The organism is Stenotrophomonas sp. Marseille-Q4652 (assembly GCF_916618915.1).
Lineage (GTDB): Bacteria > Pseudomonadota > Gammaproteobacteria > Xanthomonadales > Xanthomonadaceae > Stenotrophomonas.
Genome location: NZ_CAKAKE010000001.1, coordinates 185349 through 209933 on the forward strand (window position 1 = coordinate 185349; position 24585 = coordinate 209933).

Genomic DNA, 24585 nt, shown 5'->3' on the forward strand with positions numbered 1-24585 from the left:
GGGCCGGGTAACCGGCGCCGCTTCCGTTGTTTCCACCGCGCCTGCACCCACAGCGCGTGGCCACCGCACCTGCCAGCCCGACGCCCGCCATGAACACCGACTACCGCAAGAACCTCCCCGGCACCTCGCTGGATTACTTCGACGCGCGCGCCGCGGTCGATGCCATCGCCCCGGGCGCTTACGCCACCCTGCCGTACACCTCGCGCGTGCTGGCCGAAAACCTGGTGCGCCGCTGCGACCCGGCCACGCTGACCGATTCGCTCAGGCAACTGGTCGAGCGCCGCCGCGACCTGGATTTCCCCTGGTTCCCGGCGCGCGTGGTGTGCCATGACATTCTCGGCCAGACCGCGCTGGTGGACCTGGCAGGCCTGCGCGATGCCATCGCCGACAAGGGCGGTGACCCGGCCAAGGTCAATCCGGTGGTGCCCGTGCAGCTGATCGTCGACCACTCGCTGGCGGTGGAGTGCGGCGGCTACGACCCGCAGGCGTTCGAGAAGAACCGCGCCATCGAGGACCGCCGCAACGAGGACCGCTTCCACTTCATCGAGTGGACCAAGCAGGCGTTCCAGAACGTGGACGTGATCCCGCCGGGCAACGGGATCATGCACCAGATCAACCTGGAGAAGATGTCGCCGGTGGTCTACGTGCAGGACGGCGTGGCCTTCCCGGATACCTGCGTGGGCACCGACAGCCACACTCCGCACGTGGACGCGCTGGGCGTGATCGCCATCGGCGTCGGCGGCCTGGAAGCGGAGAACGTGATGCTGGGCCGCGCCTCGTGGATGCGCCTGCCCGATACCGTCGGCGTGGAACTGACCGGCCGTCCGCAGCCGGGCATCACCGCCACCGACGTGGTGCTGGCGCTGACCGAGTTCCTGCGCAAGGAGCGCGTGGTCGGCGCATGGCTGGAATTCTTCGGCGAGGGTGCCAGCGCGCTGACCATTGGCGACCGCGCCACCATCTCCAACATGTGCCCCGAATACGGCGCCACCGCGGCGATGTTCTACATCGACCAGCAGACCCTCGACTACCTGCGCCTGACCGGGCGCGAGGAACAGCAGGTCGCACTGGTGGAGAACTACGCCCGCACCACCGGGCTGTGGGCCGATGCGCTGGCCACCGCGCAGTACGAGCGCGTGCTGCGCTTCGACCTGTCCAGCGTGGTGCGCAACATGGCCGGGCCGAGCAACCCGCACAAGCGTGTGGCCACCACCGAGCTGGCCGAGCGCGGCATCGCCGACCCGGCCAAGCTCGAGTCCGGCAAGGCCGAGCAGGCGCAGGGCCTGATGCCCGATGGCGCGGTGATCATCGCCGCCATCACCAGCTGCACCAACACCTCCAACCCGCGCAACGTGATCGCCGCCGGCCTGCTGGCGCGCAACGCGGTCGCGCGCGGACTGGTGCGCAAGCCGTGGGTGAAGACCTCGCTGGCGCCCGGTTCCAAGGCGGTGCAGCTGTACCTGGAAGAAGCCGGCCTGCTGCCGGACCTGGAACAGCTGGGCTTCGGCATCGTGGCCTTCGCCTGCACCACCTGCAACGGCATGAGCGGCGCGCTGGACCCGAAGATCCAGCAGGAAATCATCGACCGCGACCTGTACGCCACCGCCGTGCTCAGCGGCAACCGCAACTTCGACGGCCGCATCCATCCGTATGCCAAGCAGGCCTTCCTGGCCAGCCCGCCGCTGGTGATCGCCTACGCCATCGCCGGTACCGTGCGCTTTGACATCGAGAAGGACGTGCTGGGCGTGGACGCCGAGGGCAACGAGGTGCGGCTCAAGGACATCTGGCCGAGCGACGCGGAGATCGACGCGGTGGTCAAGGCCAGCGTCAAGCCCGAGCACTTCCGCAGCGTGTACAACCCGATGTTCAACATCCGCGTCGAGCACGGCGAGCGCGTCAGCCCGCTGTACGACTGGCGCCCGCAGAGCACCTACATCCGTCGTCCGCCGTACTGGGAAGGCGCGCTGGCCGGAGAACGCACGCTGCGCGGCATGCGCCCGCTGGCGGTGCTGCCGGACAACATCACCACCGACCACCTCTCGCCGTCCAACGCGATCCTGGCCTCCAGCGCCGCCGGCGAATACCTGGCGAAGATGGGCCTGCCGGAAGAGGACTTCAATTCCTACGCCACCCACCGCGGCGACCACCTGACCGCGCAGCGCGCCACCTTCGCCAACCCGAAGCTGTTCAACGAAATGGTGCGCAACGAGGACGGCTCGGTGCGCCAGGGCTCGCTGGCGCGGGTCGAGCCGGAAGGCCGGGTCATGCGCATGTGGGAGGCGATCGAGACCTACATGCAGCGCAAGCAGCCGCTGATCATCATTGCCGGTGCCGACTACGGCCAGGGCAGCTCGCGTGACTGGGCGGCCAAGGGCGTGCGCCTGGCCGGCGTGGAAGCGATCGTGGCCGAAGGCTTCGAGCGCATCCACCGCACCAACCTGATCGGCATGGGCGTGCTGCCGCTGGAGTTCAAGCCGGGTACCACCCGCCTGACCCTGGGCATCGACGGTACCGAGACCTTCGACGTCATCGGCGAACGCCAGCCGCGCGCCGACCTGACCCTGGTCATCCACCGCCGCGACGGCACCGAGCTGCGCGTGCCGGTCACCTGCCGGCTGGATTCGGACGAGGAAGTGGCGATTTACGAAGCCGGCGGCGTGCTGCAGCGCTTTGCGCAGGATTTTCTGCAATCCAGCGCAGCCTGATGCCGGAACCCTCGTAGGTACGGGGCCAAGCGCTTTCCCAATAAAGCCCCCTGCCGGGCAAGCCCGGCAGCTACGAGAACTTGCGATGCCGGCGAATCGGGAGCACACTTTTGGCAATCTTTGCCATAGGAGCGGCCATGGCCACCATGAACATCTCCTTGCCCGATGAACTGAAAAGGTTCGTTGATGAGCAAGTTGCCGAACAGTCCTATAGCTCCAGCAGCGAATACTTGCGCGAGCTGATTCGCCAGCGCCAGCGCGAAAAGGCAGCGGAGTTCCTGCGCCAGTTGATTGCCGAAGGGCTGGCCTCGGGGCCGGCGGAGCCTATCGAACCGGATTACTTCGAGCGCATGCGCGAACGTGCCAAGAAGCGGGCTGGAGCATGAAGCCGCTGCGCCTGAGGGAACAGGCCAAAAGCGACGCGGACGAAGCGGCAGCTTGGTACGCCAAACAAGGCGGCTTGGCGCTGGAGCTGGCCTTTGTCGATGCACTAGAAGCGGCATACGGCTTGATTTTTCGGCACCCGCGCATCGGCTCCACCCGCCATGCCGAACACGCAGCCGACCTGCCATCGCCACTGCGCTTCCTGCCGCTCAAGCGCTTTGAACACCACCTCATCTATTACATCGAACTGCCGCAACACGTCGAAATCATCCGCGTCTGGCATGCCTCGCGCGGGTTGGAGACATTGATAAGAAATGAGGAATGAACAAGGAGTCCAGAGTGTCATGAAGGTCAGGGAAAGCACCATCGAGCAGGAGCTGATCGAAAAGCTCGGGCAGCGCAAGTACACGCTGCGGCCCGATATCCGCGACCGTGCCGCCATGGAGCGCAACTTCCGCGAGAAGTTCGAGGCCCTGAACCGGGTCAAGCTGACCGACGCCGAGTTCCAGCGCCTGCTGGACGGCATCGTGACCCCGGACGTGTTCAAGGCCGCGCACACGCTGCGCCACCGCAACGCCTTCACCCGCGACGACGGCACCCCGCTCAACTACACCCTGGTCAACATCAACGACTGGTGCAAGAACGACTTCGAGGTCGCCAGCCAGCTGCGCATCAATACCGATTACAGCCACCATCGCTACGACGTGCTGTTGCTGATCAATGGCGTGCCCGTCGTGCAGATCGAGCTGAAGACGCTGGGCATCAATCCGCGCCGGGCCATCGAGCAGGTCGTCGAGTACAAGAACGATGCCGGCAACGGCTACGCGCGCACGCTGCTGTGCTTCATCCAGCTGTTCATCGTCAGCAACCGCGACGCCACCTACTACTTCGCCAACAACAACACGCGCCACTTCGCCTTCAACGCCGATGAGCGCTTCCTGCCCATCTACCAGCACGCCGCGCCAGACAACCGCAAGATCAGCGGCCTGGATGCCTTTGCCGACGCTTTCCTGCCCAAGTGCACGCTGGGGCAGATGATCAGCCGCTACATGGTGCTGGTGGCCAGCGAGCAAAAGCTGCTGATGATGCGGCCCTATCAGATTTACGCCGTGCAGAACATCGTCGAATGCATCGACAAGAACCTCGGCAATGGCTACATCTGGCACACCACCGGCAGCGGCAAGACGCTCACCAGCTTCAAGGCCTCCACCCTGCTCAAGGCCAACCCGGCCATCGACAAGTGCCTGTTCGTGGTGGATCGCAAGGATCTGGATCGCCAGACCCGCGAAGAGTTCAACCGCTTCCAGGAGGGCTGCGTCGAGGAAAACACCAACACCGAGTCGCTGGTGCGCCGGCTGGTGTCCGACGACGCCGCCGACAAGGTCATCGTGACCACCATCCAGAAGCTGGGCCGCGCGCTGGACCCGGCGCGGGCCGACTACGCCCAGCGGCTGGAACCGCTGCGCGAGGCGCGCATCGTCTTCATCTTCGACGAATGCCACCGCAGCCAGTTCGGTGAGAACCACCAGGCCATCAAGGCGTTTTTCCCCAAGGCCCAGCTGTTCGGCTTCACCGGCACCCCGATCTTCGACGACAACGCCAGCTACAAGCGCATCGAAGGCGACGAGCAGACGCTGAAGACCACCGACGACCTGTTCCAGCAGTCCCTGCACGAATACACCATCACCCACGCCATCGAGGACAGGAACGTCCTGAAGTTCCACGTCGAGTACTACAAGCCTGATGGCAAGCTCGCCCCCAAGCCCGGCGAAACCCTGGCCAAGCGCGCCGTGGTGGAGGCAATCCTGGCCAAGCACGATGCCGCCACCGGCGGCCGGCGCTTCAACGCGCTGCTGGCCACCGCCTCCATCAACGATGCCATCGAGTACTTCGACCTGTTCAAGGCGGCGCAGGCCGAGAAGCAGCAGGCGGAGCCGGACTGGCAGCCGCTCAACATCGCCGCCGTGTTCTCGCCGCCCGGCGACGTCAGTGCCGACGTGCGCCAGTTGCAGGAAGACCTGCCGCAGGAGCTGGAAGACAACAAGCAGGACCCGGAGGCCAAGAAGGCGGCGCTGAAGGCCATCATTGCCGACTACAACGCGCGCTTTACCACCAACCACCGCATCGAGGAGTTCGACGCCTACTACCAGGACGTGCAGCAGCGCATCAAGGACCAGCAGTTCCCCAATGCCGACCTGCCGATGAAGGGGCGCGAGAAGCTGGACATCGTGATCGTGGTGGACATGCTGCTCACCGGCTTCGACAGCAAGTACCTCAACACGCTGTACGTGGACAAGAACCTCAAGTACCACGGCCTGATCCAGGCCTTCAGCCGCACCAACCGCGTGCTCAACGACACCAAGCCGTACGGCAACATCCTGGACTTCCGCGGCCAGCAGGCGGCGGTGGATGCCGCCATCGCGCTGTTCTCCGGGGCACGCAAGGACCAGGCGCGCGAAATCTGGCTGGTGGACACCGCGCGCGTGGTCATCGACAAGCTGAAGGAAGCGCGCGCCGCCCTCGACAGCTTCCTCGCCTCGCAGGGGCTGGGCGGCAAGCCGGAAGACATCGCCAACCTCAAGGGCACGGCGGCCAAGGTGGCCTTCGTCCAGCACTTCAAGGACGTGCAGAAGCTGCAGACCCAGCTGGACCAGTACACCGACCTGACCGCCGAGCAGCGCGACCAGATCGAGACCATCCTGCCCAAGGACGAACTGCGCAGCTTCCGCGGCCAGTACCTGCAGAAGGCGGAAGAACTGCGCGCCGACCAGAGGAAGCCCGGCGGACTGGACGAGGCCACGCGCAACGAAGTGGAGCAGCTCGACTTCGAGTTCGTGCTGTTCGCCTCCAGCACCATTGACTACGACTACATCATGGCTGATCGCCGACTACTCGGAGCAGGCGCCGGGCAAGGCCAGCATGAGCCGCGAAAAGCTGATCGGCCTGATCGCCAGCGACGCCAAGTTCATGGGCGAGCGCGAGGACATCAGCGCGTACGTGCGCGGGCTGAAGGCCGGCGAGGGCCTGAGCGAGGACGCCATCCGCACCGGCTACGAAACGTTCAAGGCCGACAAGGCCGCGCAGGACATGGCCGCGCTGTGCGAAAAGCACGGCCTGCCGGTGGCGGAGGTGCAGGCCTTCGTGGACGGGATCCTGTCCCGCCGCATCTTCGACGGCGAGGCGCTCACCGAGCTTCTGGCCCCGCTGGACCTGGGCTGGAAGGCGCGCGCGCAGAAGGAGCTGGCGTTGATGGGTGACCTGCTGCCGTTGTTGAAAAAGCGGGCGGGTGGGCGGGAGATCGCCGGGCTCAAGGCGTACGAGGCGTGAGCATGGCGAAGCAAAGCGAGAAGACGGCGGTGCCGAGGTTGCGGTTTCCTGAGTTTCGGCATCATGTTGGCTTCGGCCCCGCAGCGCTTGGGCGCGCCTTTGGCCAGATAACGAACGGAAAAGCCAACGCACAGGATCACGAGGAAGGCGGCGCTTTTCCGCTCTTCGATCGGTCTGAAGTCATAAAGGCATCGAGCAAGTTTGCTTTTGACTCAGAGGCCGTGATCTTGCCCGGTGAAGGGATGTCCTTCCGGCCTCGTTACTTCGAGGGAAAGTTTGATCTTCACCAACGCGCTTATGCGCTGATGGAATGCCAAGGGCACAGCAAATATTTCTACTACGCACTGGATCACGCGAAGGCTGAACTCGCACTCAAAGCGGTCAAGTCGACCGTCCTTTCTCTACGCTTGCCGATCATCGAGAAATTCGTCGTATTCGCGCCCACGGACAACGCCGAGCAACAAAAAATCGCCGACTGCCTGACCTCGCTGGATGAGGTGATTGCCGCGCAGGGGCGCAAGGTGGAGGCGTTGAAGGCGCACAAGCGCGGCCTGATGCAGCAGCTTTTCCCCCGCGAAGGCGAAACCCGCCCCCGTCTCCGCTTCCCCGAGTTCCGCGATGCGCCGGAGTGGGAAAAGAAGCAGCTTGCCGAGTTAGGTGAAATCATCACAGGCAAAACGCCGAGTACGAGCAATGCAGGGCTATGGGGTGGCGGCATACTTTTCATAACGCCAACAGACATTGACGATAGCGGCAAGTACCAAGACACAAGTCAGCGAACTGTCGTTGCGACATCGGCGCTGAAAGTGTTGCCGGTAGGCAGCATTGCATACACATGCATTGCTTCAATCGGCAAACTGGCAATCACCGTGCGCCCGAGCGTCACAAATCAACAGATCAACTCTGTTATTACGCGTCCGAGCATTGACAATGAGTTCGTCTACTACGCACTGGTGCATCTCACGCCTTGGATCAAGTCAATTCCAGCAACGTCGACTCTCCCAATCATCAACAAGACGGAATTTTCCGCGATAGAGATTGGGATTCCGAGCGATAGCCTTGAGCAGAAGGCAGTCGCCGACTGCCTCTCCTCCCTCGACACCCGGATCACCGCCGAAACCCACCAGCTCGCCGCCCTCAAGACCCACAAGCAGGGCCTGATGCAGCAGCTGTTCCCGGCGCTGGAGGAGGCACAAGCATGAGCGGCCTGATCCTCTACACCAGCGAGGACGGCAAGAGCCGCATCCAGCTGCGCGCCGACGGCCAGACCGTCTGGCTGACCCAGGCGCAGATGGCGGAGCTGTTCGACGTCAGTGCCGACAACATCAGCCTGCACCTGAAAAACATCTTTTCAGACAAGGAGTTGGAACCTGAACGAACTACCGAGGAATCCTCGGTAGTTCAGCAGGAGGGCGGTCGCGCCGTCCGCCGGCCGGTCACGCTGTACAACCTCGACGCCATCCTGGCCGTGGGCTATCGGGTGCGCTCCCCGCGCGGCGTGCAGTTCCGCCGCTGGGCCAGTACCGCACTGAAGGAATACCTGCTCAAGGGCTTCGTCATGGACGACGAGCGCCTGAAGAACCCGGATGGCCGGCCGGATTACTTCGACGAGATGCTGGCGCGCATCCGCGACATCCGTGCCTCGGAGAAGCGCTTCTACCAGAAGGTGCGCGACCTGTTCGCCCTGAGCGTGGACTACGACAAGACCGACCGCGCCACGCAGACCTTCTTCGCCACCGTGCAGAACCTGCTGCTGTACGCGGTGACCGGGCAGACGGCAGCGGAGCTGATTCTGGCGCGCGCCAATCCCGACGAGCCGCACTTCGGCCTGCGTGCCTGGAGCGGTGGCCGGGTGCGCAAGGAGGACATCCTGATCGCCAAGAACTACCTCACAGAAGATGAGATCGACACCCTCAACCGGCTGGTGGTGATCTTCCTGGAAACCGCGGAGCTGCGGGCCAAGAACCGCCAGGCCATTCCCATGCGCTTCTGGATGGAAAACGTGGGCCAGATCATCGCGTCCAACGGCTTTCCATTGCTGAAGAGCGCCGGCTCGGTCAGTCACGAGCAGATGGAAGCCGCCACCAGCGAGCGGTACCTCGCCTTTGACGCACAGCGCAAGCAGCAGGAGGCGCGCGCCGCCGATGCTGCCGACGCGGCCGAACTGGCAGCCATTGAAAACAAGATCAAACGACGCCTGAAACCATGACCGACGATGACCAGAAACAACTCGGCAAGACCCTGTGGGCCATTGCCGACCAGCTGCGCGGCAGCATGAACGCGGACGACTTCCGCGACTACATGCTGTCCTTCCTGTTCCTGCGCTACCTGTCGGACAACTACGAGGCGGCAGCGAAGAAGGAGCTGGGCTCGGACTATCCCGACCCCCAGACCATCGGCAACGGCGGCAAGACGCCGCTGTCGGTGTGGTACGCGGCCAACCCGGACGATATCGCTGCGTTCGAGCAGCAGATGCGGCGCAAGGCGCATTACGTCATCCAGCCCAGGTACCTGTGGGGCAATATCGTCCACCTGGCAAAGGCCCAGGACCGCGACTTGCTGGAAACCCTGCAGAAGGGCTTCAAGCACATCGAGGAGGACTCCTTCGAGAGCGAATTCCAGGGCCTGTTTTCGGAGATCAACCTGACCTCGGACAAGCTGGGCAGGAAGTACGAGGACCGCAATGCCAAGCTGTGCTCGATCATCAGCGAGCTGGCCCGCGGCATGGCGCTGTTCTCCACCGAGGCGGACACGCTGGGCGATGCCTACGAGTACCTGATTGGCCAGTTCGCCGCCGGCAGCGGCAAGAAGGCGGGCGAGTTCTACACGCCGCAGCAGATTTCCAACATCCTGTCGGCGATTGTGACGCTGGACAGCCAGGAACCGAAGACCGGCCCGCGCGGCAAGCTGGACAGCGTGTTCGATTTCGCCTGCGGGTCGGGCTCGCTGCTGCTCAACATCCGCCAGCGCATGAAGAAAGCGGGCGGCAGCATCGGCAAGATCGTGGGCCAGGAATACAACATCACCACTTACAACCTGGCGCGCATGAACATGCTGCTGCACGGGGTGAAGGACACCGAGTTCGAGATCTACCACGGCGACACGCTGAAGAACGACTGGGACTGGCTGCGCGAAACCAATCCGGCGAAGAAGCCGCGTTTCGACGCCGTGGTCGCCAACCCGCCCTTCAGCTACCGCTGGGAGCCGGGCGAGGCGATGGCGCAGGACCCGCGCTTCAAGAACCACGGGGTGGCGCCCAAGAGCGCGGCCGATTTCGCCTTCCTGCTGCACGGCCTGCATTACCTGAAGGATGACGGCGTGATGGCGATCATCCTGCCGCACGGTGTGCTGTTCCGTGGCGGCAAGGAGGCCGACATCCGCCGCAAGCTGCTGGAGGACGGCCACATCGACACGGTGATCGGGCTGCCGGCCAACCTGTTCTATTCCACCGGCATCCCGGTATGCATCCTGGTGCTGAAGAAGTGCAAGAAGCCGGACGATGTGTTGTTCATCAACGCCGCCGAGCACTTCACCAAGGGCAAGCGCCAGAACCAGCTGAGCGATGCGCATATCGAGCGGATCGTTTCTGCATATCGCGATCGCTCGGAACAGGAGCGCTACTCCCGCCGGGTGACGATGCAGGAGATCATCGACAACGACTACAACCTCAACATCTCGCGTTACGTCAGTACTGCTGAGGCGGAGAAGGAGATCGACCTGGCAGTGGTACATGCCGATTTGATGAAGATCGAAGCCGAGCTGGCTGAAGCGAAGGCACGGCACAACGTGTTTCTCGCCGAACTTGGCTTGGCGGCACTGCCATGACCGTGCTGCGTTGCACTGCCAAATTGCTCAAGCGCCTGAAACTGCCGGCCAAACCGCCTGTACCGGAAGCGCAAGCCAACCCGCTGGGTGAGTGGTATGCCGATATCGATTTCTGCAACCGCAAGCCGTATGTGGTGATGCTCAACGCGGCCACCGGTGCAACACTGATGCTCAATGGCAATGCCGCCGGCCTGCGCGTGCTGCATGAGCGTGCCGCGGTGCAATTTGCTTCCTTGTGCGAGTACTACGGCATCGACAGCGACAAGGTCGATGCCGAGGTGGCGGCGCTGCAGGCGGGCTTTGTTTTCGGTGCCACTGCCGACCGCAGCCTGCTGGCTTCGATGAATCAACGCAAGGAAATGGCTTGGTTGCGCTTCGAGCATGACGGCTACTCGCTGGCGGAAGCGGCGCTGCGGGAATGGGAGGGTTTTTTCAAGCATCCCGCATTGGGCCGCAACACCCGCTACAACATGCAGTGGCATAAGCCGCTGGAGTTGCTGCAGCAGCATTTGCTGCCACCGGCGCAGATCATTGTGTTTCCGCGCGGGCGTGCAGCCCAACCTGCGGATTCAGGCTGACCCTTGCCTTGCTGTCTTAGTTCTTCCTGTCATTTCCTGCTGACCTGCCCCGGATTACGCCATGACTGTTCCCGTCCCGCTCCATGCTCCCCAGCTCCGCATCCCGGCCACCTATATGCGTGGCGGCACCTCCAAGGGCGTGTTCTTCCGCCTGGAGGACCTGCCCGCAGCGGCCCAGCTGCCCGGCAAGGCCCGTGATGCGCTGCTGCAGCGGGTGATCGGCTCGCCCGATCCCTACGGCAAGCAGACCGACGGCATGGGCGGGGCGACTTCGAGCACCAGCAAGTGCGTGATCATCTCGCCCAGCACCCGGCCCGGGCACGATGTGGACTACCTGTACGGCCAGGTCTCGATCGATACCGACTTCGTCGACTGGTCGGGCAACTGCGGCAACCTGTCCACCGCCGCCGGCGCGTTCGCGATCCACGCCGGCTACATCCCGGCCGAGCGCCTGCGCGAGGACGGTCCCTGCGTGGTGCGCATCTGGCAGGCCAACATCGGCAAGACCATCATTGCCCACGTGCCGGTCAGCGGCGGCCAGGTGCAGGAAACCGGCGACTTCGAGCTGGACGGGGTGACCTTCCCGGCCGCGGAGATCGTGCTGGAGTTCGTCGATCCGGCCGACGAGGGCGAAGGCGAGGGTGGTGGGGCGCTGTTCCCGACCGGCAACCTCGTCGACGAACTCGACGTGCCCGGCGTGGGCACGCTCGAGGCGACGATGATCACCGCCGGCATCCCCACCGTGTTCGTCAACGCCGCCGACATCGGCTACACCGGCACCGAGCTGCAGCCGGCGATCAACGAGGACAAGGCCGCGCTGGCGAAGCTGGAGGCGATCCGCGTCGCCGGCGCGCTGCGCATGGGCCTGATCAAGGCGGCGGAGGAGGCGCTCAAGCGCCAGCACACGCCCAAGGTCGCCTTCGTCGCGCCGGCCACTGCCTACACCTCGTCCGCGGGCAAGGCCGTGGAGGCCGGTGACATCGACCTGGTGGTGCGCGCCATGTCGATGGGCAAGCTGCACCACGCGATGATGGGCACCGCCGCGGTGGCCATCGCCACGGCTGCCTCGATCCCCGGCACCCTGGTCAACCTCGCCGCCGGTGGTGGCGAGCGCAATGCGGTGCGCTTCGGCCATCCCTCCGGCACGCTGCGGGTCGGCGCCGAGGCGAAGTTGGTCGACGGCCAGTGGACGGTGACCAAGGCGATCATGAGCCGCAGCGCCCGCGTCCTGATGGAAGGCTGGGTGCGGGTTCCGTCCGACAGCTTCTGAGCCCGGGGCAGGGCCTGCCGGCCATGCGGGTCGTAGAATCGACGGGCTGCCAGTGCAGCCCGTTCCTGTATCCGGTGTCCCCCTGATGTCCCCTCCCGTTGCTTCCCCCGTGCCGTCCTCGCGCTGGCTGCTGCCCACGCTCGCCCTGCTGTCGGCGGTCGCGCCGCTGGCCACCGACATGTACCTGCCGTCGCTGCCGCGCATGGCCCAGGAACTGGGCTCCACGGCGGCCGGCATCCAGCTGACCCTCACCGCCTTCCTCGCCGGACTGGGCTGCGGCCAGTTCTTCATCGGCCCGTTGTCCGATGCGATCGGCCGGCGCCGGCCGCTGCTGGCCGGTGCACTGCTGTGCCTGGTCGCCAGTGTGCTGTGCGCGCTCAGCGACACCCTGGAACTGCTGGTCGCCGCGCGCTTCCTGCAGGGCTTCAGCGGCGCGGCCGGGGTGGTGCTGGCACGCGCGATCATCGCCGACACCAGCGGCGGCAACGACGCTGCGCGGCGGCTGAGCCTGATGATGGTCATCGGTGGCGTGGCCCCGGTGCTGGCACCGACCCTCGGCGGTCTGGTCGCGGCCAGTGCCGGCTGGCGCGCGGTGCTCTGGATGCTGGCCGGGCTGGTGGCGCTGATGTGCGTGGGCGTGCTCGCCGTGGTGCGCGAGACCCTGCCGCCGGCTGCACGCCACGGTGGCGGGGTGGGCACCATCCTTGGCAATGCCGGCAAGGTATTGCGCCGTCGCCGCTACCTCGGCTATGCCCTGACCGTGGTGTTCGCCTTCGCGGTGATGTTCTCCTACATCGCCGCCTCGCCGTTCGTGCTGCAGAACGTGATCGGCCTGTCGCCGACCGTGTACGGGCTGGCGTTCGGTACCAACGCGGTGGCGCTGATTCTGGCCAACGTGGCCAATGCGCGGCTGGTTGGTCGCATCGCGCCCGAGCGGCTGCTGCGCGCCGGCGTCTGCGGGCTGCTGCTGGCCACCGCCACGCTGGCCGCACTGCTGTTGGCACTGGACGTGCCGAAGTGGCCGGTGCTGGTCGTGCTGTGGCTGGTGATGGCCTGCCTGGGCCTGGTGTACGGCAACGGCACCGCGCTGGCACTGGGCCAGGTGCGCGAGCTGGCCGGTACGGGTTCGGCCTTCCTGGGTACCTTCCAGTTCATTGGAGGCGCCGCTGTGGCGCCCTTGGTGGGCCTGGCCGGCGAGCACGATCCGCGGCCGATGGCGGTGGCGATGCTGGGCGCGGCCCTGCTCTCGGCCACCGCGCTGTTCGTTGTCGCCGCGCGCGGCCGGGACCACCGCCAGGCACTCTGACCGGACCGCGTCGTTGCCGCCATTGCGTTGCCGGGTCCTATACTCGGCGCGTTCCGGGGAGAGGATCGCAATGGACAGGAAGTGCATGGCAGTTGGGAGTCGCGCAGCGTGGATGCGCACGGCAGTTCTGGTGGTCGCCCTGCTGGCGTTGCTGCTGGGCGGGTGCGAGCGCAACACCTCCGGGCAGCTGCCCGAACCCGGTGGCGAGGCCATCCAGGCCACTGCCGCCGACGAGCCCACCGACTTCGGCCTGGTGCGGGCCTGGCCCGACCAGAAGAGCGATGGTGTGTCGCTGGTGCTGGAGTTCTCGAGGCCGCTGGTCGGCACCCAGGATTTCGACCGCCTGCTGCGCTTCGAGGAGAAGGCCGGCAACGAGGACAGCAGCTGGTCGCTGTCCGATGACGGCAGGAGCCTGCGCTATCCCTTCGTCGAGGCGGCGAAGGACTACACCATCCTCATTTCCGCCGACCTGCTGGCCGCCGATGGCAGCCGGCTGGGCAGCGAACTGAAGCAGAAGGTGCACACCGGCCAGCTGCGCCCGGTGGCGGGCTTCGCCTCGCAGGGCAGCGTGCTGCCGGCGCGCGACAGCCGCGGCCTGCCGGTGGTGTCGGTCAACGTGGCCGAGGCGGACGTGGAGTTCCTGCGCGTGCACGAGAAGCAGCTGCCGCTGTTCTTCAGCCAGTACCAGCGCGGCGGCCGCCGCGGCAGCTGGGAACTGGACAGCGACTACGGCGACAAGACGCCGCTGTCGCAGCTGGCCGAGCCGGTCTACGTCAACCGCTTCGTGCTCGGCGGCAAGCAGAACGAGCGCGTGCTGACCTACCTGCCCACCCAGGGCATCAAGGAGCTGCAGCAGCCGGGCCTGTACTTTGCGGTGATGAAGCGCACCGGCAGCTATGACGGCGAATACGACACCGCGTTCTTCACCGTCAGCGACATCGGCCTGCACACCCGCGCCTACAGGGAGCAGTTGTTCGTCCACACCGCCTCGCTGCAGTCGGGCGCGGCGCTGAAGAAGGTCGAGCTTCGCATCCTCGATGCCAAGGGCGAGGTCGTCCTCAAGGGCCAGACCGACGCCAACGGCAACGCGGTGCTGAACTACAAGCTCGACGCCGGCCATGTGCTGGTGGCCAGCAGTGGCGGCGACACCAGCTTCCTGCCGTTCAACCAGCCGGCGCTGGACCTGAGCGAGTTCGCCGTCGCCGGCCGCCAGAACGCCTGGTTTGACGTGTTCGCCTGGTCCGGCCGCGACCTGTACCGGCCGGGCGAGACCGTGCGCATCTCGGCGATCCTGCGCGACAATGACGGCAAGCCGGTCAGCGGCCCGGGCAAGGGCGGGCAGGCGGTGTTCCTGCGGCTCAGGCAGCCGGACGGCAAGATCTTCCGCGAGACTCGGCTGGAACCGGGCGAGCAGGGCTATTTCGGTTTCGAACAGCTGATCCCGGCCGACGCACCGACCGGCCGCTGGCAGGTCGAGTTCCGCACCGATCCGGCGAGCAAGGAAGCGGTGCAGGGCATGGTGTTGCGCATCGAGGAGTTCCTGCCCGAGCGCATGAAGCTGGACCTGGACAGCGCGCAGAAGACGCTCAGGCCCGGCGAGCCGCTGAAGCTGCAGGCCGATGCGGCCTACCTGTACGGTGCCCCCGCCGACGGCAACCGCTTCACCGCCAGGCTTGCAGTGGCAGTGGAACAACACCCGGTGGCGTCGCTGCCGGGCTATTTCTTCGGCGATGCAACGCTGTCGTTGCCGCGCGAGGCCAAGGACGTCATCGACAGCGAGTTCCCGGCTGACGGCAGGCTGCGCCAGGACGTCGAACTGCCGGCCGAAGCCAAGCCGGTCAGCCCGATCGCGGCGATCGTCTCCGGCAGCGTCTACGAGACCGGCGGCCGCACCGTCACCCGCACGCTCAAGCGCGTGCTATGGCCCGCCCCGGCGCTGGTCGGCGTGCGCCCGCTGTTCGATGACAAGGAAGGTGCCGACGCCAATGCCAATGCGCGCTTCGAGCTGGTGCGCGTGGATGCCGACGGCAAGCCGCAGCCTGCGGCGGGTCTGAAGGTCACCCTGGTGCGCGAGTTGCGCGACTACCACTGGACCTGGAACGAGAACCGCTGGGACTACGACTTCACCCGCCGCTTCGAGAACAAGGAAACGCGCACCCTCGATGCCGCCGCCACGGCGGTGAAGTTCGACTTCCCGGTGGAGTGGGGCGAATACCGCGTCGACGTGTTCGACCCGGCCACCGGGCTGACCCTGCGCTATCCGTTCCGCGCCGGCTGGAGCTGGGGTGATGAGAACCGTGGTCTGGATGCGCGCCCGGACAAGGTCAAGCTGGCGCTGGACAGGACCGGCTACAAGGTCGGCGACACGCTCAAGGTCACGGTGACCCCGCCCCATGCCGGGCGTGGCGTGCTGATGGTAGAGAGCGACCGCCTGCTGTACGTGCAGGAGATCGATGCCAGGGCCGGCAGCACGTTCGAGATCCCGGTCACCGCCGACTGGGAGCGCCACGACGTCTATGTCACGGCACTGGTGTTCCGTGGGGGCAGCGCGCCGAGCAAGGTCACCCCGGCACGCGCGGTCGGCGTGGTCCACGTACCGATGGAGCGCAAGGACCGCCGCGTTGCCGTCGGCCTGTCGGCACCGAAGCAGATGCGGCCGCAGCAGGACCTGCCGGTGACCGTGTCGGTGCCGGAGCTGGCCGGCAAGGCCGCCCACGTCACCGTCTCGGCGGTGGACGTCGGCATCCTCAACATCACCCGTTTCCCCGTGCCCGATGCCGGCGCGCACTTCTTCGCGCAGCGCCGGCTGGGCGTGGATGCGTACGACATCTACGGCCGGGTGATCGAGAGCTTCGAAGGCGCCACCGGCAAGCTGCGCTTCGGCGGCGACATGGCGCTGGCCGCGCTGCCGCAGGCGCGCCGCCCGACCGCCCGGGTGCAGACCGTGGACCTGTTCTCTGGCCCGGTGAAACTCGATGCCCGCGGCAACGCGAGGGTCAGGCTGGCGGTGCCGGACTTCAACGGCACGCTGCGGGTGTCAGCGCTGGTCTATTCCGACCAGCACTACGGCAACCGCGACGTCGAGACGCTGGTGCGCGCGCCGATCCTGGCCGAGGCCAGCATGCCGCGGGTGCTCGCCCCGGGCGACCGCAGCACGGTGACGCTGGACGTGCAGAACTTCACCGGCAAACCCGGCGAGTTCAGCGTGCGCGTGGATGGTGAGGGCCCGCTGGCCATCGCCGAGTCCTCGCGCAGCGTCAGGCTGGCCGACGGTGCCAAGACCACGCTGAGCTTCCCGCTCACGGCACGCGAGGGCTACACCGTGGCCAAGGTCCGGGTGCGCGTCGATGGCAACGGTTTCAAGGTCGACCGTCGCCATGACCTGCCGGTGCGCGCGGCCTGGCCGTCGGTGCTGCGTGCACAGACCCGCACGCTGGATCCGCTGGCCCCGGTGGCCATGGACAGCAGCTTTGCTGCCGGACTGATGGAGGGTTCCGTCAACGCGCGCATGCTGGTCAGTGCGGTGCCGCCGATTCCCTTCGCCAGTGCGCTGCAGGGCGCGTTGAACTACCCCTACGGCTGCGCCGAACAGACCACCAGCAAGGGCTACGCCGCATTGCTGCTCGACGAGGCCACCTCGGCCATGCTCGGTGCCGATGGCCTGACCGGACAGGCGCGACGCGAGCGTATGGAAGGCGCGTTCGGGCGGCTGGGTTCGATGCAGGTGGCCAACGGCAACTTCTCGATGTGGGGCGACGACGGCTACGTCAATCCCTGGCTGACCCCGTACATCACCGAATTCCTGCTTGACGCCCGCGACGGTGGCTTCGCCGTGCCCGACAGCGTGCTGCAGAAGGCGCTGAACCGGCTCAGCGAGGACCTGCTGTCCGGGGGCAACCAGTTCTATGGCAGCGACCGCCGCGAGAGCCTGAAGTTCGCCAATCAGGCCTGGTCCGGCTACGTGCTGGCGCGGGTCAACCGTGCACCGCTGGGCACGCTGCGCGCGCTGTACGACAACGACCGCGACAAGGCCGTCAGCGGCCTGTCGCTGGTCCACCTCGGCCTGGCGCTGACCCTGCAGGGCGACCGCAAGCGTGGCGAGGCCGCCATTGCCGCCGGCTTCGCCAGGGGCGGCGAGGCGCGCCCGCAGTACTTTGGCGATTACGGCAGCAGGCTGCGCGACGAGGCGCTGATGATCGCGCTGCTGCACGAGCGCGGCGTGGCCAGGTCCGAGTACGACGCCCGCGCCATTGCGCTGGGACGCGAGATTGATGCGCGCCGTTCCAGCGGCTGGATGTGGCTGAGCACGCAGGAGCAGGTGGCATTGGCGCGGCTGGGCAAGGCGCTGCTGGCCAATCCGAAGAAGCTGGTTGCCGGCGAGCTGGTGGTCGGCGGCACGTCCGAGGACGTCGGTCCGCGCAAGGCCTTCGCCCGCGTGTTCGAAGCCGCGCAGCTGGCCCAGGGCGTGCGTTTCGTCCCGCAGGGCGACGCGCCGATGTTCGCCAGCCTGGAAGTGGCCGGCGTGCCGCGCACTGCGCCGGAGCCGGACAAGCGCGTGATCGGCATCGAGCGGGCCTGGTACACCACCGATGGCAAGCCGTGGACGCCACGGCCGCTGAAGGAGGGCGAGGCGCTGATCGTACGGCTGAGCATCACCGCCGACCGGGTCATCCCCGATGCCCTGGTCACCGACCTGCTGCCGGCCGGCCTGGAGATCGAGAACTTCAACCTGGGCGATGGCCGGCAGTGGGCCGACGTGGTGGTCGATGGGATCAACATCAGCGACCGCGCCGACGCGGCCGACGTCAGGCACGAGGAGTTCCGCGACGACCGCTACGTCGCCGCGCTCAAGCTCGAGCGTGGCAGCACCGCGCGGGTGTTCTATCTCGTCCGCGCGGTGACCCCGGGCACCTACACCGTGCCGCCGCCGCTGGCCGAGGACATGTACCGTCCCGACCTGCGCGGGGTCGGCCGCAGCACCCCGGCCACGATCACCGTGGTGCAGCCCTGATCCGTCGGCCGGCCATCCCGGGTGGGTGGCCGGCCGTCGTGGCCTGAAACGCAATGCGCGACCAGGAGTCCGGAAACCACCAGCCAGCAGGCCAGCGCAGCAGGCCGCGATGGAACTGGCGACCCAGTGCACGCAGCTGGTGGTGGCTGCGCTGGTCGCTGGCCGCGCTGCTGGCACTGCTGCTGGTGATGGACCTGGCCTTCCCCCCGCCGCTGCCGGCCTCGCGCGACACCAGCACCCCGGTGGTCGCGCGCGATGGCACGCCGCTGCGCGCCTTTGCCGATGCGCAGGGCGTGTGGCGGTATCCGGCCACGCCCGAAGACGTCTCGCCGCTGTACCTGCAGGCGCTGCTGAACTACGAGGACCGCTGGTTCTGGCGCCATCCGGGCGTCAACCCGTGGGCGCTGATGCGCGCAGGCGGGCAATGGCTGGGCGCGCGCCGAATCGTCTCCGGCGGCTCAACCCTGACCATGCAGGTGGCGCGGATCCTTGATCCGCATTCGCGCACGCCTTGGGGCAAGGCCAGGCAGCTGCTGCGCGCGCTGCAGCTGGAGCTGCACCTGGACAAGCGCCAGATCCTGCAGCTTTACCTGGAGCGCGCGCCCTACGGTGGCACCATCGAAGGCGTGGAAGCCGCCAGCTGGGCCTACCTCGGCAAGCCGGCGGCGCAACTGTCGCATGCCGAGGCGGCGTTGCTGGCGGTGCTGCCGCAATCACCAAGCCGGCTGCGTCCGGACCGGCACCCGCAGGCCGCGCAGCGTGCGCGCGACAAGGTCCTGCAGCGCATGGTCGAATTGGGTGTGTGGTCGGCCGATGACGTGGCCGATGCGCGCATCGAACCGGTGGTAGCGCGCTCGCTGCAGGCGCCGATGCATGCCGCACTACTGGCGCAGCGGCTGCGGCAGGCCCATCCCCGCGCCGCACGCATCCACAGCACGCTGGACATCGGCCTGCAGCGCACGCTCGAGGAACGCGTGTCCGCCTATTTCTCGCAGCTGCCCGAGCGCACCTCGGCCGCCCTGCTGGTGGTCGACAACGCCAGCCTGGAGGCGCGCGCCTATGTCGGTTCGGTGGAATTCGGCGATGTCGCGCGGCTGGGTCACGTGGACATGGTCCAGGCCTGGCGCTCGCCCGGTTCCACGCTCAAGCCGTTCCTGTACGCGATGGCGCTGGACGATGGCCTGATCCACTCGGAAAGCCTGCTGGTCGATGCGCCGCAGGATTTCGGCGGATACCGCCCGGGCAACTTCGACGCCGCCTTCAATGGCCCGGTCAGCGCCGCCACCGCGCTGCGGCTCTCGCTCAACGTGCCTGCCGTGGACCTGCTCGACCGCGTGGGCCCGGCCCGTTTCGCCGCGCGGCTGGACAACGCCGGCATCCGCCTGCGCTTCCCGCATGGCAGCCAGCCGAACCTTGCGCTGATCCTCGGTGGCACCGGAGCCGGCTGGAGGAGCTGGTGGGTGCGTTCGCCGCCTTCAACCGACAGGGCATCGCCGGGCGCGTGCGCTACACCGTGGATGATCCGCGCATCGAACGGCGGCTGGTTTCGCCCGGTGCGGCGTGGATCGTGCGCGAGATCCTGCAGTCCAATCCGCGCCCCGGATACGGGGGCGGCAGCTTCGATACCGGTGGCCGCCCCGCGGTGGCGTGGAAGACCGGGACCAGCTACGGCTACCGCGATGCGTGGGCGATCGGCAGCACCCGTCGCTACACGGTGGGCGTGTGGGTGGGCCGCCCCGATGGCACGCCGCTGCCCGGCCAGTACGGCGCGGTCACCGCGCTGCCGCTGATGTTCGAGGTGATCGACAGCCTGCCGCGTGCCTCCGGCGACAACGCACCGCTGCCGGCGCCGGCCAGCGTGCAGGCGCTGGAAGTGTGCTGGCCGCTGGGGATCGCCGCGGCCGATACACCCGCGCCGCTGTGCCAGCAGCGTCTGTCCGCCTACGCGCTGGAAGGCGCGGTGCCGCCGACCTTTGCCGAACGTGACGCGCGCCTGTGGCAGCCGGGTCGGCTGCGCTTCCAGGTCGATGCGGCCACCGGGCTGCGGGTGTCGCCTGGCTGCAGTGCCGGACGCACGCTGCGCGATATGGAAATCGCGCGCTGGCCGGCACGGGTGTCGCCGTGGCTGAGCACGGCCCAGCGCAAGGTCGCGCAACTGCCGGTGCTGGCGCCGGGCTGCGCCGACGATGGCCGCGCCGATCGCGGCGCGCTGCATATCGAAGGGCTCAACGACCGCGCCGTGCTCGCGGCCGCGCCCGGCGCACGCGAGGGTGTCGCCCTGCAATTGCGTGCGCTGGGCAGCGAGGAAACCGTGGACTGGCTGCTGGACGGGCGCTGGATCGCCCGCACCCAGGGCGCACGCCCCTTCATGCACCGCTATGACGAGCCCGGCGAGCACACGCTCACCGCGCTGTCCGCCGATGGCGGCTGGACCCAGGTGCGGTTCCGGCTGCTGCCGGGGCAGGAGGACGCGGCCCGCTAGCCGCGCCCGTCCCGGGTGATGCTGGATCAGGCCGGCAAATGCGCCAGCACGTATTCGGCCGCGGACACCTCGAACTTGCCCGGTTCCTCGATGAAGCATTCGCGCACCACCCCGTCCTCCACGTACAGCGCGAAACGCCGCGAGCGCATGCCCATGCCCGAGGCGCTGGCGTCCATCTCCAGGCCCAGCGCGCGGGCAAGTTCGCAGTTGCCGTCGGACAGCATCTGCAGGCCCTCGGGAACCGAATTGGCCGTGGCCCAGGCCTGCATCACGAACGGGTCGTTGACCGCCATGCAGAACACCTCCACGCCCTTGGCGCGGAAATCGTCGAAATGCTCGACGTAGCCGGGCAGGTGGCGGGCCGAGCAGGTCGGGGTGAAGGCACCGGGCACGGCGAACAGCACGGCCTTGCGGCCATCGAACAGGGTGGTGGTGTCCACCGTCTCCATGCCCTCGCGGATGCGCTTGAGGGTGACTTCGGGAATGCGGTCACCGGCTTGGATGGTCATGGCGTGTTCCTTTGCTGAATTGAAGTTTTACAGGCACCGACGCGGCACCCGGGCTGGCTTGAAAAATGGTCTCGCACGCACATCTCCCGCGCATGGGACCGGCACCGCCAATCCCGGCGTGCAGCTCCCGCTCTTTCCATGCAGGAGTAGACGATGAGCATCGTACGTTACCGCCAGTGGCCGGCACAGACTGGCCTGCAGAACGAGATCCGCCAGCTGTTCGGCGCCCTGTTGAACGGCGATGACCAGACGGCCACCGACGATTCGGCCGTGGTCACCGCGCAGTGGGTGCCGGCGGTGGACATCCGCGAGGAAGCCGGCCAGTTCGTGCTGATGGCCGACCTGCCGGGCATCGACCCGGCCGACATCGAGGTGCAGATGGACAAGGGCATCCTGTCGATCAAGGGCGAGCGCAAGCTCGACCCGGTGCCCGAGGGCGACCACTTCTCGCGCATCGAGCGCCGCCACGGCAACTTCCACCGCCGCTTCGCGCTGCCCGACAGCGCCGACCCGGATGCGATCAGTGCCAGCGGCAGCAACGGCGTGCTGGAGATCCGCATCCCCAAGCGCGCCGAGGCCAGCCCGCGGCGAATCCAGATCGAGACCGGCAACCCTACGAAGCAGTAAGTGGGGCCCGTCCGCGGCGGCCCGCCTGCCGCCGCGGAGCTGCCGCTAGAATGGCCGGCGGCAATCGTCCGGTCTGGATACGGCCCGTCGCCGCGAGGTGTCGGGCCGAACTTTTAGAGGTGTTGGATGGAATTCAAGGATTACTACGCCACGCTGGGCGTGGAACCCGGCGCGGGCGACGCCGAAATCAAGACTGCCTACCGCCGGCTGGCGCGCAAGTACCACCCGGACGTCAGCAAGGAAGCCGGGGCCGAGGAGAAGTTCAAGGCCGTCAACGAGGCGTACGAAGCGCTGCGTGATCCGCAGAAGCGCGCCGCCTACGACCAGCTGCGCGCACAGGGCTACCGCCCGGGCGACGAGTTCCATGCCCCGCCGAACTTCGGTGGGGGCCAGGGCTTCGATTTCGAGGAGGTCTTCGGTGGCGCCGGTGGCGGCTTCAGCGACTTCTTCGAGAGCCTGTTCGCGCGCCAGCGTGGCGCTGGTGGCCGTGGACCAGGCATGGGTGCCGGCGCCGGCCCGCAGGCCCCGCGCGATACCCGCGCCAAGTTCTCGGTGCCGCTGGAGGCGGCCTACAAGGGCGACCAGCTGCGCATCACCGTCAACGGCCGCCAGCTCGACGTGCGCGTGCCCAGGGGCATCCGCCCGGGGCAGGTGATCCGCCTGGCCGGGCAGGGCTCCGGGGGCGGCAACCTGATGCTGGAAGTGGAATACGCCGCGCATCCGCAGTTCGAGGTCGACGGCCGCAACATCCTGTACACGCTGCAGGTCACCCCGTGGCAGGCAGCGCTGGGCACCAGCATCAGCGTGCCAACCCTGGGCGGGCCGGTGGAGCTCAAGGTGCCGGCCGATTCGGAAGCCGGGCGCAAGCTGCGGCTGCGTGGCCGTGGGCTGCCGGGCAACCCGGACGGCGACCAGATCGTCGAACTGGAAATCGTCGCGCCGGTGGCCAGCAACGAGGCGCAGCGCAAGGCCTATCGCGACCTGGCCAGGGCCTTCGGCGCCGAGGCATGAGGAAAACCGGCACCCGGCGGGTGCCGGTTTCGTTTGTGCGGGCCGGCCACGATGGCCGGAGCGGCTCAGGCCGCCGGCGGTTCCTCGTTGCTGAAGATCCGCTCGATCACTTCGGACAGTTCGTGCTCGGAGAACGGCTTGGTGATGTAGGCGCGGGCGCCCTGGCGCATGCCCCACATGCGGTCGGTGTCCTGGTCCTTGGTGGTCACCAGGATCACCGGGATGTGCGAGGTGGTGGGTTCGCGCTTGAGCGTGCGCGTGGCCTGGAAGCCGTTGAGGTTGGGCATCACCACGTCCATCAGCACCAGGTCAGGCAGCGAGGCCTTGGCGGCCTCCACCCCGGCGGCGCCATCGGTGGCGGTGATGGTTTCGTGGCCAAGCTTCTCGACGATGCGCTGGATGCCCAGCAACTGCGACGGTGAATCGTCAACGATCAGGATGCGCGCCATGGTGTTCCCCGGATGAAGCCCGCAGTGTAGTGCGGCCGTTGCACGCTAGTGAAGATGCCTGCGTCACGTCCCGGCGTGGAGGCGCGGGCGTCAGTCGATGCGCACCACGGTGCGGCCGAACGAACGCCCTTGCAGCATGGTGTCGAACACCTGCGGCAGTTCGGCCAGCGTGGCCTCGCGGGTGCAGATGGCATCGAGGTGGCGCGGCTTCCAGTCGCTGGCCAGGCGCTCCCACACCTGCTCGCGCAGGTGTCGCGGCGCGTTGGACGAGGTCACGCCGAGCAGGCTCACGCCGCGGATGATGAAGGGCATCACCGTGGCGTTGAGTTCGCCGCTGGCCGCCAGGCCGGCGCTGACCACGCTGCCCCACGGCTGGGTCTGCGCCAGCAGGCTGGTGAGCATCGGCCCGCCGACGTTGTCCAGGCCGCCCCCGAAGCGTGCCGACTCCATGGGCCTGGTGGTCGCCAGCGCGTCGCGGCCCAGGACCTCGCTGGCGCCCAGGCGCTTGAGGTAGTCCACCTGGTCGGCCTTGCCACTGACGGCGTGCACCTCGTAGCCGGCGCGGCTGAAGATGTCCACGGCCAGCGAGCCGACCCCGCCGGTGGCACCGGTCACCGCCAGCGGCCCAAGCTCCGGCGCCTGCCGGTTGTCCTGCATGCGCAGCAGCGCCAGCGCCGCGGTGAAGCCGGCCGTGCCCATCACCATCGCCTCGCGCAGTGACAGCCCGGCGGGCAGGGGAATGGTGGACCGGGCTTCCAGGCGCACGTACTGGCTGTAGCCGCCGTCGCGGACCTCGCTCAGGCCGCAGCCGGTGGCCAGCACCGCGTCGCCTTCGCGGAAGGCCGGATCGGTGGAGGCAACCACCTCGCCGGCCACGTCGATGCCGCCCACGGCCGGGAACCGGCGCAGGATTTTGCCCTTGCCGGTGCCGGCCAGCGCGTCCTTGTAGTTGACCGAGGACCAGCGCGCCCGGATCACCACCTCGCCGGCGCTCAGCTGGTCCAGCCCCAGCTGCTCGATCCCCCACCGGTAGCCGGCCTCGTCGTTGTGGATGCGGAAGGCGGGAAAGCGGGCGGGAAGGGTCATGGACGGCCTTTGTGA

15 protein-coding genes and 2 pseudogenes are annotated in these 24585 nt (G+C 67.3%); 14 read left to right on the plus strand and 3 right to left on the minus strand.

Annotated features, from left to right (window positions below; genetic code table 11):
- Positions 1-89: 89 nt before the first annotated feature.
- The 12 genes and pseudogenes from acnD (at position 90) to pbpC (ending at position 20888) form a co-directional block, all read left to right on the plus strand.
- Positions 90-2705 (plus strand): Fe/S-dependent 2-methylisocitrate dehydratase AcnD, encoded by a 2616-nt coding sequence (gene acnD, locus LG380_RS00815; protein WP_225763155.1) that lies wholly within the window; start codon positions 90-92, stop codon positions 2703-2705.
- A 137-nt stretch (positions 2706-2842) separates the two neighbouring features.
- Positions 2843-3091 carry a type II toxin-antitoxin system ParD family antitoxin gene (locus LG380_RS00820; RefSeq protein ID WP_225763156.1) on the plus strand — a complete coding sequence of 83 codons (249 nt, stop codon included), beginning with the start codon at positions 2843-2845 and terminating at the stop codon, positions 3089-3091.
- Complete coding sequence (locus LG380_RS00825) at positions 3088-3414, plus strand: type II toxin-antitoxin system RelE/ParE family toxin (RefSeq protein WP_225763157.1); 327 nt, start codon at positions 3088-3090, stop codon at positions 3412-3414. Before LG380_RS00820 ends, LG380_RS00825 begins: the two co-directional genes overlap by 4 nt.
- A 19-nt stretch (positions 3415-3433) precedes the next feature.
- Positions 3434-6416: pseudogene (locus LG380_RS00830) on the plus strand (type I restriction endonuclease subunit R).
- Positions 6417-6418: 2 nt separating this feature from the next.
- A complete protein-coding gene (locus tag LG380_RS00835; RefSeq protein ID WP_225766391.1) occupies positions 6419-7618 on the plus strand; it encodes a restriction endonuclease subunit S in 1200 nt (399 codons plus the stop codon).
- Entirely contained in the window at positions 7615-8625 is a 1011-nt protein-coding gene (locus LG380_RS00840) for a virulence RhuM family protein (protein ID WP_225763158.1), read from the plus strand. The genes LG380_RS00835 and LG380_RS00840 overlap by 4 nt, the downstream gene beginning before the upstream one ends.
- Positions 8622-10241 (plus strand): type I restriction-modification system subunit M, encoded by a 1620-nt coding sequence (locus LG380_RS00845; RefSeq protein WP_225763159.1) that lies wholly within the window; start codon positions 8622-8624, stop codon positions 10239-10241. Before LG380_RS00840 ends, LG380_RS00845 begins: the two co-directional genes overlap by 4 nt.
- On the plus strand, positions 10238-10819 hold the full coding sequence (locus LG380_RS00850; protein ID WP_225763160.1) for a hypothetical protein: 582 nt from the start codon (positions 10238-10240) through the stop codon (positions 10817-10819). The genes LG380_RS00845 and LG380_RS00850 overlap by 4 nt, the downstream gene beginning before the upstream one ends.
- Before the next feature lie 61 nt (positions 10820-10880).
- The gene (prpF, locus tag LG380_RS00855; protein ID WP_225763161.1) at positions 10881-12089 is read left to right on the plus strand and encodes a 2-methylaconitate cis-trans isomerase PrpF; all 1209 of its coding nucleotides are present in this window, start codon (positions 10881-10883) and stop codon (positions 12087-12089) included.
- A gap of 85 nt (positions 12090-12174) precedes the next feature.
- A complete protein-coding gene (locus LG380_RS00860) occupies positions 12175-13395 on the plus strand; it encodes a multidrug effflux MFS transporter (protein WP_225763162.1) in 1221 nt (406 codons plus the stop codon).
- Positions 13396-13480: 85 nt separating this feature from the next.
- Complete coding sequence (locus tag LG380_RS00865) at positions 13481-18406, plus strand: alpha-2-macroglobulin (RefSeq protein ID WP_318780072.1); 4926 nt, start codon at positions 13481-13483, stop codon at positions 18404-18406.
- 53 nt (positions 18407-18459) lie between these two features.
- Positions 18460-20888: pseudogene (gene pbpC, locus LG380_RS00870) on the plus strand (penicillin-binding protein 1C).
- A gap of 26 nt (positions 20889-20914) precedes the next feature.
- On the opposite strand, the gene LG380_RS00875 reads toward pbpC, so the two are convergent.
- Positions 20915-21397, minus strand: coding sequence for a peroxiredoxin (locus tag LG380_RS00875; RefSeq protein WP_225763164.1), 483 nt, complete (start codon positions 21395-21397; stop codon positions 20915-20917).
- Between the two features lie 153 nt (positions 21398-21550).
- Between LG380_RS00875 and LG380_RS00880 the strand changes: the two genes are divergently transcribed.
- Positions 21551-22024, plus strand: a complete 474-nt coding sequence (locus LG380_RS00880) for an Hsp20/alpha crystallin family protein (protein ID WP_225763165.1) — start codon at positions 21551-21553, stop codon at positions 22022-22024.
- Between the two features lie 126 nt (positions 22025-22150).
- Positions 22151-23035: a DnaJ C-terminal domain-containing protein gene (locus LG380_RS00885; protein ID WP_225763166.1), complete on the plus strand. Its 885-nt coding sequence runs from the start codon at positions 22151-22153 to the stop codon at positions 23033-23035.
- A 65-nt stretch (positions 23036-23100) separates the two neighbouring features.
- On the opposite strand, the gene pilH is transcribed toward LG380_RS00885, so the two are convergent.
- Together pilH and LG380_RS00895 are read right to left on the minus strand one after the other, a co-directional pair.
- On the minus strand, positions 23101-23484 hold the full coding sequence (gene pilH / locus LG380_RS00890; RefSeq protein WP_225763167.1) for a twitching motility response regulator PilH: 384 nt from the start codon (positions 23482-23484) through the stop codon (positions 23101-23103).
- A 90-nt stretch (positions 23485-23574) separates the two neighbouring features.
- Positions 23575-24570, minus strand: a complete 996-nt coding sequence (locus LG380_RS00895; protein ID WP_225763168.1) for a YhdH/YhfP family quinone oxidoreductase — start codon at positions 24568-24570, stop codon at positions 23575-23577.
- Between the last annotated feature and the right edge of the window lie 15 nt (positions 24571-24585).